This is a genomic window from Nocardia abscessus NBRC 100374 (assembly GCF_000308455.1).
In the GTDB taxonomy this organism is placed as follows: Bacteria; Actinomycetota; Actinomycetes; order Mycobacteriales; family Mycobacteriaceae; genus Nocardia; species Nocardia abscessus.
This window is the reverse complement of the sequence record NZ_BAFP01000250.1, coordinates 1-13,859: the sequence shown is the minus strand read 5'-3', so window position 1 is coordinate 13,859 and position 13,859 is coordinate 1. Positions and strand designations below refer to the sequence as shown.

At 66.5% G+C, this 13,859-nt stretch carries 12 protein-coding genes and 3 pseudogenes; 7 read left to right on the top strand and 8 right to left on the bottom strand.

Annotation, left to right across the window (positions count from 1 at the left end; genetic code table 11):
• Positions 1-146: 146 nt before the first annotated feature.
• Together istB and istA are read right to left on the bottom strand one after the other, a co-directional pair.
• Positions 147-931: pseudogene (istB, locus tag ON19_RS39360) on the bottom strand (IS21-like element helper ATPase IstB).
• Positions 931-2,158: pseudogene (gene istA, locus ON19_RS31495) on the bottom strand (IS21 family transposase). Before istA ends, istB begins: the two co-directional pseudogenes overlap by 1 nt.
• A 214-nt stretch (positions 2,159-2,372) precedes the next feature.
• Between istA and ON19_RS42365 the strand changes: the two are divergent.
• A complete protein-coding gene (locus tag ON19_RS42365; RefSeq protein ID WP_157229918.1) occupies positions 2,373-2,606 on the top strand; it encodes a hypothetical protein in 234 nt (77 codons plus the stop codon).
• 781 nt (positions 2,607-3,387) lie between these two features.
• Positions 3,388-3,735: a hypothetical protein gene (locus tag ON19_RS31490; protein WP_043701104.1), complete on the top strand. Its 348-nt coding sequence runs from the start codon at positions 3,388-3,390 to the stop codon at positions 3,733-3,735.
• A 1,171-nt stretch (positions 3,736-4,906) separates the two neighbouring features.
• Here ON19_RS31490 and ON19_RS45115 read toward each other — a convergent pair.
• Both ON19_RS45115 and ON19_RS39350 read right to left on the bottom strand, forming a co-directional pair.
• Positions 4,907-5,426, bottom strand: a pseudogene (locus ON19_RS45115) (IS110 family transposase); the annotation flags it as partial.
• A 191-nt stretch (positions 5,427-5,617) separates the two neighbouring features.
• Entirely contained in the window at positions 5,618-6,289 is a 672-nt protein-coding gene (locus tag ON19_RS39350; RefSeq protein ID WP_051169487.1) for a TetR family transcriptional regulator, read from the bottom strand.
• Positions 6,290-6,347: 58 nt separating this feature from the next.
• Between ON19_RS39350 and ON19_RS31475 the strand changes: the two genes are divergently transcribed.
• From ON19_RS31475 to ON19_RS42360, 3 genes are all read left to right on the top strand, one after another.
• Positions 6,348-7,151, top strand: a complete 804-nt coding sequence (locus ON19_RS31475) for an SDR family NAD(P)-dependent oxidoreductase (protein ID WP_043701101.1) — start codon at positions 6,348-6,350, stop codon at positions 7,149-7,151.
• A gap of 19 nt (positions 7,152-7,170) precedes the next feature.
• Positions 7,171-7,590 carry an ester cyclase gene (locus ON19_RS31470; protein ID WP_043701099.1) on the top strand — a complete coding sequence of 140 codons (420 nt, stop codon included), beginning with the start codon at positions 7,171-7,173 and terminating at the stop codon, positions 7,588-7,590.
• A 183-nt stretch (positions 7,591-7,773) separates the two neighbouring features.
• Entirely contained in the window at positions 7,774-8,076 is a 303-nt protein-coding gene (locus tag ON19_RS42360; protein ID WP_157229917.1) for a hypothetical protein, read from the top strand.
• Between the two features lie 626 nt (positions 8,077-8,702).
• On the opposite strand, the gene ON19_RS31465 is transcribed toward ON19_RS42360, so the two are convergent.
• From ON19_RS31465 to ON19_RS39340, 4 genes are all read right to left on the bottom strand, one after another.
• Positions 8,703-9,077, bottom strand: a complete 375-nt coding sequence (locus ON19_RS31465; protein WP_043701097.1) for a peptidase inhibitor family I36 protein — start codon at positions 9,075-9,077, stop codon at positions 8,703-8,705.
• 207 nt (positions 9,078-9,284) lie between these two features.
• Positions 9,285-9,788 carry a helix-turn-helix domain-containing protein gene (locus ON19_RS39345; protein ID WP_051169486.1) on the bottom strand — a complete coding sequence of 168 codons (504 nt, stop codon included), beginning with the start codon at positions 9,786-9,788 and terminating at the stop codon, positions 9,285-9,287.
• A 50-nt stretch (positions 9,789-9,838) separates the two neighbouring features.
• Complete coding sequence (locus ON19_RS42355) at positions 9,839-10,060, bottom strand: hypothetical protein (protein WP_043701096.1); 222 nt, start codon at positions 10,058-10,060, stop codon at positions 9,839-9,841.
• Between the two features lie 52 nt (positions 10,061-10,112).
• On the bottom strand, positions 10,113-10,862 hold the full coding sequence (locus tag ON19_RS39340) for a peptidoglycan-binding protein (RefSeq protein WP_051169485.1): 750 nt from the start codon (positions 10,860-10,862) through the stop codon (positions 10,113-10,115).
• 122 nt (positions 10,863-10,984) lie between these two features.
• Between ON19_RS39340 and ON19_RS31445 the strand changes: the two genes are divergently transcribed.
• Positions 10,985-11,695: an NUDIX hydrolase gene (locus ON19_RS31445; RefSeq protein ID WP_043701094.1), complete on the top strand. Its 711-nt coding sequence runs from the start codon at positions 10,985-10,987 to the stop codon at positions 11,693-11,695.
• Positions 11,696-11,740: 45 nt separating this feature from the next.
• A complete protein-coding gene (locus tag ON19_RS39335; RefSeq protein WP_051169484.1) occupies positions 11,741-12,958 on the top strand; it encodes a 5'-methylthioadenosine/S-adenosylhomocysteine nucleosidase family protein in 1,218 nt (405 codons plus the stop codon).
• Positions 12,959-13,859: the final 901 nt, after the last annotated feature.

Sequence of the window (13,859 nt, the reverse complement as noted above, 5' to 3'; positions counted from 1 at the left end):
GAATTTCGAGGCCGCGATGGTGAGAGATGTCTTTCTCATATCGCTGTTTCACGGCGCTCTTTCGTGTCGGCCCTTGTGGCTAGTGTCGACGCTCTTCGAAATGTAGGCCGGTGGCGCTCGTCGAAGATCGGCCACTTGGTGGTTGTTTAGTCTGCCGTGTTGTCTGTTCGCATGGATGGGAGTGTGTCGATTTCGGTGTTGCGGAGTCGGTAGCTGTTTCCTTTGAGGGTCAGGACGTCGGCGTGGTGGACGATGCGGTCGATCATGGCCGCGGCGACGACGTGATCGCTGAACACGTCGCCCCAGCGGGAGAACGGTAGGTTCGAGGTCAGGATCAGTGAGGCGTGTTCGTAGCGGCTGGAGACCAGTTGGAAGAACAGGTTCGCTGCGTCTTGTTCGAAGGGGATGTATCCGACCTCGTCGACGATCAGTAGTCCGTAGCGGCGGAGTTTGGCCAGCTCGGCGGCGAGGCGGCCGTGCTGGTGGGCGGTTTGCAGGCGGGTGACCCATTCGACGGCGGTGGCGAACAGGACGCGGTGGCCGTGGTGGGCGGCGGCGATGCCCAGCCCGATCGACAGGTTTTGCCGGTTCCCGGTGGCCCGAGTAGCACCACGTTCTGGGCTTTGGTGATGAATTGGCCGGTGCCGAGGTGGGCGATGGTGTCGCGTTTGAGGGCGGGTTGGTGGTCGAAGTTGAATTCCTCGATCGCTTTGCGGGCGGGGAAGCCTGCTGCGCGGATGCGGATTTCGGCGCCGGAGGATTCGCGGGATGCCACTTCGCGCGACAGGACCGCGGCGAGGTATTCCTCATGGGTCCAGCCGGCGTCGCGGGCTTGGTCGCCCAGGCGGGCTGCGCTGTCGCGGATGCGGGGCGCCTTCAACGCGTTGGCGTAGTACTCGATCTGCTTGGCGGTGTCGGTGGGTGCGGCCATCACGCGACCCCCTCGTTGTCGAAGTCGACGCCGAAACAGGTGTCGTAGTCCGCGAGGTTACGCACCAGCCCGTCATCGTCGCTGACGGTCCGGGATTGTCTGTGTCCGAATGCTTCTCGCAATTGCGCGGCGGTGTGGACATGGGTGGGGTCGGTGATGGTGACCGCTTTCGACTTTCGACCAGGCTCTGCGGTGGGTGGCCACCAGCAGCCCATCGCATCGGGCGGTGACGGTGTCCAGATCGGCATGAATGTCGATCAACCGTCCGATCACGGCCGGGTCGATCGAGTAGTCGTTGCCCAAAGCACGCAGGTAGTAGTCACGCGGCAGCCTCGCGCGGCTGGTGAACCCGACCGCCGGGGCGACCGGTGGCAACACCGTCATCGCTGCCCGGTCGATGCCGACCAGCTCCGCTGGGGAACCTGCGATCCGCCGGACGTGTCGAGAGTTGGCGGTCGGCAGCCACTCGGCGAGCTGGGTGTTGAAATCTCCTGGTGAACTGAACGACCGGCCGGGCAAGAAGGAGGTCTCGAGATAGCCGTTCACGCGTTCGACGATGCCCTTGGACTCGGGGTCGAACGGCTTGCACTGGATGATCCGGGTGGCCAGCATCCCGGTGAACGCCACCACCCCAGAGGCCAGGTGTCCGCCCTTGCCGATCCCTGATTCGTTGTCCCACAACAACCGGCGCGGGACCTTGCCCAGCTGCCCCGACAACAGCGACCACATCCCGGCCAGTAGATCCGCGGTGGTCCGGGTCGGAATCATCATCGCGGTGATGAACCTCGAGAACGAGGCCACCATCACCAGCACCGGTGGTGTCCCGAACTGACCGGCGCCCAAAGGGATCGGTGTCGGAGGGAACCACAGATCGCACTGCGCCTGATCACCGGGCCGATACTCCAGCCGGTCTGCCGGATCCTTCGGTGCGTATTCCGGCCGCAGGAGCGCGACCTTCTTACGGAACCACGACTGCGACCCCGACCAGCCCACCCGCTCGGCGATCACCGACGCCGGCATCGCCGGGAACTCCGCCAACAGCCCCCGCACCAGCGGCTCGAACTCGTCGAACGCCGAGGGACCCGACACCCGCTGATACCGCGGCGGCGACTCCGACGCGATAGCCCTCGCGACCGTGTCCCGCGAGATGCCCAACCGAGCTGCGATCGCCCGCATCGACAGGCCCTCACTCGCATGGAGATACCTGATCTGCGCCCATTCCTGCACTGAGATCACCCTTCCGATCGTGGATGGGTGGCCGATTTTCAAAGAGCGCCGATGGCCAGATTTTCGAAGAGCGCTGACAGGCTAGGCTTCTATCTACCGATCGTCGATTGCGGATTCGGTATTCCGGGAAACCGTACTGTCGCAACCGACCTCGGAACGAGCGCGGCCCCCGCTGGGGCATAGGCAGGGGCCGCAATACGCCTACACCTCCACTGTGTCAACAGAAGAAGGAAGTACAGGCGGCACGAGCTTATCGGTCAAGCCTGACAACACCCAGTCCTATCCCGTCGATCCGAAAGGGCTGGAGATCCATCCCCTGCTGGTGTTGTCTCTGGCAGTGAGCTTGTCACTGGCAGCAGGACTGGTCGTCGGGTGGCCTGCAGGAGTGAGCCTGTTCGTCACGGTGCTTGGGCTATTCATGCGTACCCGGCCGGGGCCGACTGAGTAGTTCCGCGCGCTGAAGGTCGGCCACAGCTCGGCGGTGCGCTCGAACGGCTCGGGTGCACCTCCATCGAGTACCTGCCAGAGCTGACGAGTAGCAGCCTGCGTCATGACGGCTTGGCGGCGTTGCCCAGCCGATCGTCCAGCACGATCGGGGGATGGGTTGACCTGGATCCGCATTCGGATCGATCGCGTCGATCACCTTCGCATCCTGCTCGTACACGCGCGCAGAGACCACCCGGTCATCGGCCGGAGTGAGAAAGAAGCGTCGGTGAGTGACTTTCAGCAGGGTCACCATATGTGGCCCGGAAAGACTGACTTCGACCATCCCGTCTTTGCGCCTCTTGATGCGGTCTTCTGGCACCTGCGGCGGGGGCGCCGGCGACAGCCCAGTCCAGAGCGCGTGGATGTGCCCCCGGGTGACGTAACGACACCGCAGGCCCGGCCCTGGCGTCACAACCGAGCCTGCGGCGTTTCGACCAGTGTCCGAGCGGCAGCTCTCAGGCCCCGGCCTCACCCAGCACACTGCCACTGCACGCCGGGATGTCAAGAACGCCTGCACGGTCGGTCCCTGCCGCACACGGGCCACTGCCAGCCGATTGCGCAGGCGGCTGTCGGGGGCAGCCGCGATACTCAGATCCATGAATGTCACGACACCGGTTGAGGCGCCGACGGCGGGGAACTAGGACGCGCACCATCCCTACGGAGCTGCGGTCCTCGACGCCCTCGCACGCGCCGGGCTGAGGGTCACATTCTACGAACACGGGCCGCCAGGCGAGGCCCGGGACATGTACTTCGAGCTCGCCGAAACCCTCGATGGTGACGAGTTCGTGGTGGGCTGGGGCGAGAACGAGGGCTGGAGCTGGGTGTGCTGGGGCCGGCCACGCGGGGGTGAACCCATCGACCACGGATGGTTCGACCTGCCGGACCTGCCCGCACCCGACGCCCTCGCTGCAGCGGTATGGAAGAGGCTCCGGTTGCCGCCGGTCGAGTTCCCGCCGGTCTGGACACCGCCACCCGGCTACGACCCCGACACGCCCTCCCCGTACGAGGACGAGGCCGACGCCGAAGCGTTCGAATCGACCCTCGCCGCCTACCTCACCCACCCGGCATGGCAAGCCATGCAGGAAGCCTGATTCGGGTGCTGGAAGGCCACGATCGGGCAGATTGGCGGGCCACTAGCGACGACTGGCCGCAGCCGTCGCCCGCTTGTCGGGGCCAGGATTGGTCGGTTGTTGATGTTTGTCGGCCAGGCTCTCGCCGTCTGTCGGGTCGCTCGGAGCGGGGTCGAGAAGCACGGTTGCGGCTACGCCGAACCGTTGAGAGGTTTCGCTTGTGCGGCGATCATGACACCGGGCTCGTAAATACGTGGGCGGGGCACCGAAATTCGGCAGCTGCTGGCCGACTACGTCGTGCCGCGGAGGGTCGATGCCGACTACCGGGTGGGGAGAGCGCCGAGATCGAAGCCACTCCGGCTACCGACCTAATGCCGTTCGCAGCTCCAGAACCCGGTTGGCTGGCCCATTCCCGTGGCAGCTGTCGCTGATATCGGTTGATTTCAGGCGTCGGTGTAGCCCCCGGCATTCCACTCCATCCATCGGAAGTGCTGCGGCGCGAATCTCTGCCGAGCGGGTAAACCCCGTGCTGGAGAGTGGGGCCAGAACGCCACCCCGCAGCGATGGCCGTAGAAACCGGCCTGCCACACCATGTGAGCGTTGAAACGGCCCCGGGAGATGGCCCGTTGCGACGCGCTCGGGATACAGCGGCACAGAGCACGAGGACCGCGGGGGAAGCGATTAGAGCAACAAAGAAATCGGCCCCAGCCAGTCCGGCAAGGCTCCTCGACTCCGGTCGGTTGACGTCCGAAGTGAATCGATTCCGATCATCACGACGAACAGAGCAGGAACCAGCAGCAACAGACCGAAGAGATTGACCCCGCCAGTGTGTAGCTGAGCTGGCTCACACGCAAGGCTCCGGGCGAGCGCACTGGTGTGCGCGCGATCCCGCAGTCGCAGTCCCGATCACCGGCACCAGACCGGTGGAGGCAACTCCCCACACCGGAGTAGGCGTCGGTCCCGAGTTGGTCGACACGCCCTCGGCGTGCACGGCGGGCACACTCTGCGCCAGGTCGAGTCGGTTGCAGTGCGGGCACGTGATGTCGATGTCCATACGGGGAACCCATCCCAGGCCGTTGCGCAGTGTCGCGCCTGTGTTGCTGGTGGCTGCAACGAGCGCTCTGCGGGGTATCCAGCACCGTCGAAGATCTGCTGTCGAGAGCTGGTAGCGGGCTGGTTCAATTTCAATGATCGCTCCTTTCAGATGGAGTTGCCCGATCAGAGTGTGCAGTTGGTTGACGGTGCGAGTCCTGCTGGCGGACAGATTATTCCGTCGCTCATCCAACATGCGCAGCGCGTCGGCGTGCTCGTCGGACACAACCGGCCGACCCTCGCCCTGCAACGCGGCGACGCAGGGCGCGCCGGCATCGTCGATCCGATCGTTCGCGTCGGCTGCCACGTGACAGCTCCCACACCCGTGCGCTGGCGGTGGTCGGCACATCCACAACCGTCTCGCCACAGCCGATCAGCCACCGGGTCAGGTGCCGACCCAATCCCTCGGCGTTCTCGACCGCCCACCGTCGCTGCGGCCACTGCTTGGCCCAGGCGATCAAGCGTTTGTATCCGGACAGTGTGGCCTCGATGCGGATCGAGCCGAGATCGGCGTTGGTGGCCGGGTCCACCGCCGTGGCGGTGTGGGTGCGCTTGGGCGGATCGACACCCCGCCCGGCAGGGAACGCACAGGTCTTCGCGCCTTTCGGTAGGCTGATCATCGTGCCGCGTCATCACCGCGGTCACCGCTTCGCTTCTCGAGGCATGACATGTCGACCGACGTCGATACCGAGGAGCTTCTCCGATGCTCGCACCTCGCCCCCGGCCGACGGCCGACCGCACTGCATGGTGAGTCGAGCACGCTCGAGAACGGGGCGTGCCGCGACTCGCCGGCCCACTGGACCTCACGAGCCTAACTGTGGTCAGCGGGCAGTAGGACGGATCGCATCATCGTCAGCAGCAGGGTGCCGCCGGCTGCGAGTCGGGTATCGGCGGTGTCGGGATCCTCGCTGATCGTCTCGACGGTGGTCTTGAGGCCGTCGAAGGCGCCGACCAGGACGGTGGCCAGCAGTTCCGGGTCGACTCCGCCGGCGACGTCGCCGAGGTTCTGGCTGTCCCGGATGAGGCCGGCGACAGTGTCGATCCACCGGCGGGTCAGTTCCGTGGCGAGGGCGCGGGTCGCGGGCACCTCGGCGAGGTTCTGGGTGAGGCGCGAGATGACCCAGGCGTCCGGGTCGTCGCGGTGTAGTTCCAGCATGGCGGGCAGCAGGGCCTCCAGGCGCCCGCTGCCGGGGGTGGCGGCCGCGAGGCGGGCCTGCACGCGGGCGAGCCATTGCGCGTGCTTCTCGGTGAGGACGGCGACGGCGAGGGCTTCCTTGTTCTCGAAGTGAAAGTAGACCGAGCCCTTGGTCATTCCGCTGGTCTCCACTACGTCGGCCATGCGGGCGCGGTCGTAGCCGAGCTGCGCGAAGACGGTGGCGGCCGCGTCGAGGATCCGCTCTCGGGACGCGGCGCCGTGCTCTGTCGGGCCTGACGGCCGTCCGACGCGTCGCCGGGCCGGCGTGCTGCGGTGGGGGCTTGCCATGGACTCAGCATAGCGGTAATAATTAGACCAGCATGCAGGTTTAATTAAGGAGAGGGTGATGGCCGGATATTTCGAGCGACAAACAGTGCTGGTGACCGGGGCGTCGTCGGGGATCGGGCGGGCGTTCGCCGCCCGGATCGCCGCGGAGGGCGGTGACCTGATCCTGGTCGCGCGTCGGGAGGTGGTCCTCCGCGCGCAGGCCGCCGAGCTGCACGCGCAGTTCGGTACGAGCGTGGAGGTGGTGGCGGCGGACCTGAGTGTCCCCGGCGCCGCGCTGGGTGTGACCGATGTGCTCGCCGGGCGCGGGATTGTCGTCGACGCGCTCGTCAACAACGCCGGGCTCGGCATCCACGGTGATCTCGCCGGTGCCGAGCCGGCCGCCGTGTCGAGCCAGATCGCGGTGAACATCACCGCCTTGACCGAGCTGACCGCGATCCTGTTGCCCGGCATGATTGCTCGCGGTCGTGGCACGGTCGTCAACGTGGCCAGCACGGCAGCGTTCCAGCCGGTGCCGCACATGGCGGTGTATGCGGCGACCAAGGCGTACGTCCTGTCGTTCAGTCGCGCGTTGTGGTCCGAGACCCGGGGTACCGGGGTCCGGGTCCTGGCCGTGAGCCCAGGTGCGACCGATACCGCGTTCTTCGACGTCGCCGGCGAGGCCGCTTCGGTCGGTAACCGGCGCTCGCCCGAACAGGTCGTCGCGGCCACCGTGCGCGCACTCCGGTCCGATCGGCCCGACATCGTCGACGGTGCGGCGAACGCCCTCTTGGCGCGCATCGCCGGCCGGATTCCCGCCAAGGTCGCCATCGGTCTCGCCGAGCGGTCCGTCCGGCCGGAACGCGCCGTAGCCCAGAAGAATTGATCTACCCGAAGGATTCGACATGTTCATTCAACAGTTCGCCGCCGCGGCCGCGGCCGCAGTCGGCAAGCACAGCGTCGAGGACGTCGTGGCCCTGTGGCGCGAACCTGCCGCCTACGACTCACCACTGACCGGTCCGCAGCAGGGACTCGCGGCGCTGGCCGCCCGAGAGTCCGCGCTGTTCGCCGGGTTCAGCGACCTGACAGCCACCATCACGCCCCGGGGGCAGCTGGGCTCCGTCGGTGCCGCGCTCGTCCGCTTCGACGGCACCCACGACGGGCACTACGCGGGCCTGGCGCCGACCGGCAACACCATCGCGCTCGAGATGATCGCCGTCGTGACCTTCGACGACGACGGCTACGTGATCGGCGAGCGGGTCTTCCTGGACACCGCCACCGTCTCGGCGCAACTGACCGAAAGGGGCAGTGCCCCAACCGAATGACATGCGGCGGAGCCGGGTTGGTGCCCGATCCCCTGGCCGCGCCGCCTCCGTCGGATATCCGATGGCGATCGAGCGTGCGGGGTTCTACCGTCCTCGGCGTGCTCGATCGCGATCAGTTACTCGAATCCGCTTAACGTGAATACCCGCTGCTGCGCGTGCCTCGTCCGGAAGGTTGGTCTGGTAATGGACTGGTCGGGTGATCGCGGGCCGCCGCTCGTGCCAGAGGCATTCGTCTGGCGTTGCCCGAGCAGGAACTGGGCGGCGATGACGGCCGACGCATGGTTTGCGCTAGGAAGTGATGTGCACCTGCGGATCTGGCTGGGTGGCATAGTCTTCGACTACGCGGCCACCGCGGTTGCGGCACGCAATGTGATCCACGACTGGAGACGAAAGCCTTGGTTCACAATTGAATTGATCCGCGACACCATCGAGGAACGTCGACTGCTGCCACGCTTGCCGTGCGAACGACTATTCCTCGGGCCATGACGAGCATGTGTCGAACCTGCTTTCCGATAACCGGATCAACCTTTCCGGACGAGGCACGAGATGCGCTCACCGAATGCGTGGTGAATCTGTCGGCGCCCGAGCTCGCAGGTGATCAGCTGGTCGCGGCCACCGAACTGGCCGAGATGGCCGGCGTCGGAACCTCGACGCTGCGATGCGTATTCCTCCTGCGGACAAACCGAACTGCCCTACCCGCAAGCGGTGATCAGCGGACGCAACGTCTGGTCGACCTGTTGCGCCGACTGGATCGAAGCATGCCACGCTCCGCCGAGGGCACCGACGAGTCGATGGCCAGCAGTAGCGATAATCCCCGCCCCATCGGCGTGACCGATCTGCACGAGCTATACCCCCGCCGCGTTCTTCGAACGACTGCGGGACACCCCGTTACGCAAACGCTGGTCCCTGTGCAACAAGGAATCGGTCCAGCAGCTCGCGGACGACCTCGCCGGGTCGTACCTTGGCCACCAGCCCCGCTGGAACCGGGACAGTGCCGGGTGTCGGCAGGGAACTCTCGCTACTGACCAACACGGTTCGATTCGGTGACAGCACCGACGAGCAGGCGGTGCTGTCACCAAGCGGATGCTGTCGCTGGCCGAAGATCGATTCGGTCAGCAGTTATTGCCCGTATTCGCGAGATAGACCGACTTGACCCCGCTGTGCGCGAAAGAATTTCGCGAACGGCCGTCGACACACGCCTTTCCGCCACTGCCTCCGCTGCCGGGCGCGACAGCCGCGTCGTCGCCGCGGTTGTCGTAGTAGGAGAATGCCTGTGCGGGCAGGTTCTGCCAGTACCCGGTGTCCCGGTACTGCATCATCCGACCGGTGAAGTCCCGACCGGTCCACAAGCACATCCACCCCGACGGGCAGTCGGAGATGCTGGTGAGCGCGGGCTGCGGCGCCGCAGACGCCGACGGCGCGAAGGCCAGGCCCGCGCTCACCGCGAGCGCGGCAGCGACGACGGTGACTCGTTCGAATGTACGCATTTCACAGTTCCTTTCGATGATGGCTGCTTGACACCATCCAGGATTCGGCGGCGGGGACCGCTGCCGAAAGGGCTCCCGCGTCCCATGAGACGCGCTGGGACGGCGGGATGCCAGGACCAGGCATGATGCCCTCGAAGCGCACGCGGGCCCGGCTCGGGACGATGCGCGTCACATGCTGAATCTGGTGGTCGCACCGGGAGCGGACTTCTACCGCACCGCGAAGCCGGTGGCCGTCGCGGCCCTGGAGTTCGCGGGTCGGTGCTGCGGAAGCTCGACAAACGGCATCACGCGGCGCTGACGCCACGGCGGCGCCTGGATCAGGAGCAGCAGGATCACCACGAACACCAGAGCCGTGGCGGCCCCGAACGTCACAGTCAGGGGCCGAGCAGGGAGAGGCGGGTCGGGGCGTCGCGGCGCTGGATCGAGCCGACCCGCCGTGTCGGCGGCGTCCCACAGGGCGAGCAATCGTGTCGGGTCCGTGTGACAGACGAGCGCGATATCGCGCACCGCGCGGCGCGGGGGAAACATCCTCCCGTTGACGTAGCGCTCCAATGAGGCCCTGCTGTACGGGATCGCGGCGGCCATCTTCGTGAAGCTCAGCCCGCGTGCCTGTTTGGCTCGGCCGAGTTCGGTGGCCAGTTCCCGACCGGCGCTGGTCGCGAGCGCGGTGCTCGGTGTGCGACTGCCGGATCGCGGTGCGCGTGTTGACATTCGTGCAACGGCCGCCTGGGATCCAGGTTGCCTCGAGTGTCCGGCGCTGGTCAGAGTTCGGTTCGGTGGTGCTTTCCGTAGATTTTCCATAGTTCCCATCCCACGTTGGTGACGATTCCGAAGACGGCGAGCGCGACGTCGATGTCGGCGACCGAGCTGGTCGCGAGTGCCGCGCCCGCGCCGGAGACGAAGATCATGGCTGGTATCAGGGACGGGCGGGAGGGCAGCGGCCCGCCGGCTGGGTCCGCCGAGGTGTCCGGTGTCGAATTCATCGTGGTCTCCTCGCCCTGGCCGAAATACTGCCGCGGTGCGGCGAACGCCGGTTCATCGCGGTGATGTCGGCGGTGGTGATGTCGGTGGCGGCGATGTGGCCGCGTTGTTCGGATTCCGCAGCAGCGTCCAGGTCTGCGGACCGACCTTGCCGTCGGACCTCGTTCCGGCGGCTTTCTGGAATTGCTTGACGGCCCGCTCGGTGTTCGGCCCGAACATCCCGTCTACCTCCCCCGGCTGGAAGCCGTGATCGCGGAGCAGGCATTGCAGCTCGATCACATCTTGTCCGGAGGCTCCGGAATTGATGATCCGCGTGAGGGATTCGGCGTGTCCGGCGTATCGCATGCCGTCACGTACGGTGTAGCGGCAGATGTAGTCGGCGGTCGTGGTAGGGGTGGGCGCGGTCGCGGGCGCGGTGTGTCCCACCGTCGCCCCGCGCACCGTGACACCGGCCGCGACCACCACCGCCGCGGCCGCCAGCAGCGCGCCCGCGACCCGCCGCCACTGCGGGGTTCGCGATCGCGGACCCTGCGGCGGCAGTTCGCCGGTGGCCGAATGACATTCGGCGGGATCTTGTTCGAGCGCGGCCTGCTGCCAGGTAGCGAGCAGTGCGCGGGTGTCGACGGCGGACAGCCGGGCGAGCTGCGCCGCTTGTTCGACGACACGGCGCGGCGGAATCGTCGAACCGGCCAGATAACTTTTCCAGCAGGATGATTCGCATTCGGTCGCGCGGGCGAAAGCTGAAAGTCCGAGTCCCGATCGGCGTCGGAGTTCGTGCAGTCGTGTTGCCAGATGATGGGCCATTCGTTCGCCTCCCCAAGGCGCAGTAGCCGCTTATGGTCTGAATGACCTTTAGTGGTCACGCTGTCGAGCGTAGCCGCCGACACCCTTTCGGGTCAAAGTGACCTAAAGGTACAGTGGTGCCCATGACCGGTCGGCTATCGTCGCTCAGCGCAGTTACCGTGGATCTCGTGATCCTGACCATTCGCCATGAGACGCTGGAGGTTCTGGTCATCGAGCGCGCCACCGCACCCTACGTGGGCGCTCTCGCACTGCCCGGCGGATTCCTGGAGCCGGGCGAGAATCTGGACCAGGCGGCGCACCGCGAACTGGCGGAGGAAACCGGTCTCGACGCGGACACCCTGCACATCGAACAAATCGGGGCATACGGCGATCCCGACCGCGATCCACGCGGCCGGGTGGTGTCGGTCTGCTACATGGCGATGATGCCCGACCTGCCGCACCCGGCTGCGGGCGGCGACGCGCGCGCCGTGCGATGGGTTCCCGTGGAAACCCTTGCCGCACAACCAGACCGATTGGCCTTCGATCACCACAAGCTGTTGCTCGACGCAGTGGAGCGGGCGCGGGGAAAATTGTCCTACACTACGCTGGCTGCCTCGTTCTGTCCACCCCGCTTCACCGTCGCGGATCTGCGCAGGGTGTACGAAATCGTTTGGGGCATCAGGCTCGATCCCTCCAACTTCCGGCGCAAGGTCACCGGCGTGCCCGGCTTCCTGGTCCGCGACGACGACCGCACCGCGGCTACCGGAGGGCGGCCCGCGCACCTGTATCGCACGGGGCCCGCGATCCACCTCCATCCCGCGCTGTCCCGCGAAACTCTGATCGAACAGCACTGAAACACGACGCGCTCGCGCCACGGGCGCAACGACAATGGGGGCACTATGCGAAACGTCGACAACACCCACCTCGGCACGGTGGTGATCTGCACGGCGCTCGAACTCGAATACGGTGCCGTCCGTGATCACTTGAATCCGCCGTTCACTGAACGCGAGGAACGCGGAGCCCTCTACGAACTCGCCGAGTTCCGCACCCCGCACGGCTCGTGGACGGTGGCGCTCGCACAGACCGGAGCGGGCAATGTCCAAGCGGGAGTGCAACTCGAGCGCGCCGTGGCGGCGTTCCACCCCGCCCTGGTGCTTTTCGTCGGCGTCGCGGGCGGACGCAAAGACGTCGAACTCGGCGATGTCGTCGTGGCCGACGCCATCTACGACTACGAATCCGGAAAGGACACCGCGGGCGACTACTTCCCGCGGATCAAGACGCAGGCGCCCGCGTTCCGCCTGGTCCAGCGCGCGACCTCGGTTGCGCGCCTAAACGAATGGCAGAACCGCATCCCGCCCGTCCTCGAGGGCGAACGCGCCGCACCCCACCTCGAGCGCACACCGCGCGCGTTCATCAAACCTATCGCGGCAGGCAGCCGGGTCGTCGCCGACCAGGATTCCGATACGGCGCGACTGCTCACCCGGTATTGCGGCGACGCGGTCGCGGTCGACATGGAGGGCTACGGATTCCTGCACGGCGCCTACGTCAACCCCGACGTCGCGGCGCTCGTCGTCCGAGGGGTCTCCGATCTGCTCAGCGGCAAGACCGAGTCTGCCGACGAGCACTGGCAGCCCGCAGCCGCCCGGCACGCCGCGGCATTCGCCTTCGAGTTGCTGTCCAGGGAGGGTTTCAGCGCCGGTGACCGGACCTGGCACCGATTGCTGGCCGCCGGGGCGGGGTGCGCGCTCCTGATCGTCGGGGTGCTCATATTCCTGGCACGTAGTCCGTCCACCTCGATGCCCGAGGTCCGGTCCGATCCCGTGCTGAATCGGGCGGCGAGCAGCGAATGCGTTCCGGATATTGCCTGCGTACACCCCGGCCCGAATCTGTCGGGCTGGCACACCAATCACATCAACGACACCAACCACGATCTGACGGCGAGTCCCGCGTTCGCCTCGGCCGAATCCATCGAGAACAACCGGCAGTCCTGCTCGATCACCGTCTTCTCCGAACGCAATCACACCGGCCCCTCCTTCGTCCTGCGCCCTCGGCAGTGGGCGAATCTGGGCGGCACACCGTTCTTTCACCACCTCGGCTCCAACCGGTGGAGCTGCTGACAGTCGCGCCGGAGCCTGCGCCGGGTATGCCGTGAGGATGCCGAGTGGCATCCCGTGCCGTAGTCTGCCGCCGTTGTTCATAGCCGGTGGCGAGGACCACATCATGCCGCCGTCGGTGAACAAGTCCAACGCCAAGCACCTCCGCAAGTCGAAGGCCGTCACCGACTACCACGAATTCCCGGCCGCTCGCATTGGACCTGCGCGGGCTACCGCAGCAATCAGGATGCCCGGCCCTTGCAGCTACCACACAAGCACTTCCCAGCGGCATCGCGGACGCCGCGGATCGTCGCACCCGAACGGTGTTGCCGCCGGATCGGTCGCCGATGTCCGCGGGCTGGCGCCCGCGCGGTGTCGCGTGCCCCGGAATGTCGGTGCGCCCGTGCCGTTCCGTCCGCGACCCCGAACAACCGCGCGGCCGCCGACCGCAGGCCGGGCGCTGCCCCGCACCCTGCTCCTTTCTGGCGGCGGGGCCCGCGGTGGAGTGTGTTTGGGCACCCACGGTTCGTGAGGCCCACCGGATGCCGATACACAATTGATCGAGCAGTTTGGTGTGATCCCGGTCGGGTTCGGGTTCCACCATCCGCACAGGACACTGCTGCGAGGCAGCCCAACCATCCGCGGTCCCACTGAACACATCCACCCGCACCGGACGCGTCGCAGGCTGAATCGGATGCCACAACTGCGTAGTCACATAAGCAACTCGCAATCCTGGTTCTGGCCGACTTCTCTCGATCGGCCCCTCCATACCGTCGGCTACGGACGGGTCACCACGTACGCGCCGCCAACTCCGCTGTGCCACCGTCGTAATTGGGCCCGGCCTGCGTGTATCCATCGTCTTCATCGAGTGATTCGCGGATCGCGACCTGGGCGGCGTGGGGCAGCGTGTGCATGACCTCGCGGA

What these genes read in the sequence shown, in the direction of transcription:
- ON19_RS42360 (WP_157229917.1), top strand. Translation starts at nt 7,774, where the DNA reads ATGGACTGGTCGGGTGATCGCGGGCCGCCGCTCGTGCCAGAGGCATTC.
- ON19_RS39345 (WP_051169486.1), bottom strand. Translation starts at nt 9,788, where the DNA reads ATGTCAACACGCGCACCGCGATCCGGCAGTCGCACACCGAGCACCGCG.
- ON19_RS39350 (WP_051169487.1), bottom strand. Translation starts at nt 6,289, where the DNA reads ATGGCAAGCCCCCACCGCAGCACGCCGGCCCGGCGACGCGTCGGACGG.
- ON19_RS31470 (WP_043701099.1), top strand. Translation starts at nt 7,171, where the DNA reads ATGTTCATTCAACAGTTCGCCGCCGCGGCCGCGGCCGCAGTCGGCAAG.
- ON19_RS31490 (WP_043701104.1), top strand. Translation starts at nt 3,388, where the DNA reads ATGTACTTCGAGCTCGCCGAAACCCTCGATGGTGACGAGTTCGTGGTG.
- ON19_RS31475 (WP_043701101.1), top strand. Translation starts at nt 6,348, where the DNA reads ATGGCCGGATATTTCGAGCGACAAACAGTGCTGGTGACCGGGGCGTCG.
- ON19_RS42355 (WP_043701096.1), bottom strand. Translation starts at nt 10,060, where the DNA reads ATGAATTCGACACCGGACACCTCGGCGGACCCAGCCGGCGGGCCGCTG.
- ON19_RS39340 (WP_051169485.1), bottom strand. Translation starts at nt 10,862, where the DNA reads ATGGCCCATCATCTGGCAACACGACTGCACGAACTCCGACGCCGATCG.
- ON19_RS39335 (WP_051169484.1), top strand. Translation starts at nt 11,741, where the DNA reads ATGCGAAACGTCGACAACACCCACCTCGGCACGGTGGTGATCTGCACG.
- ON19_RS31445 (WP_043701094.1), top strand. Translation starts at nt 10,985, where the DNA reads ATGACCGGTCGGCTATCGTCGCTCAGCGCAGTTACCGTGGATCTCGTG.
- ON19_RS31465 (WP_043701097.1), bottom strand. Translation starts at nt 9,077, where the DNA reads ATGCGTACATTCGAACGAGTCACCGTCGTCGCTGCCGCGCTCGCGGTG.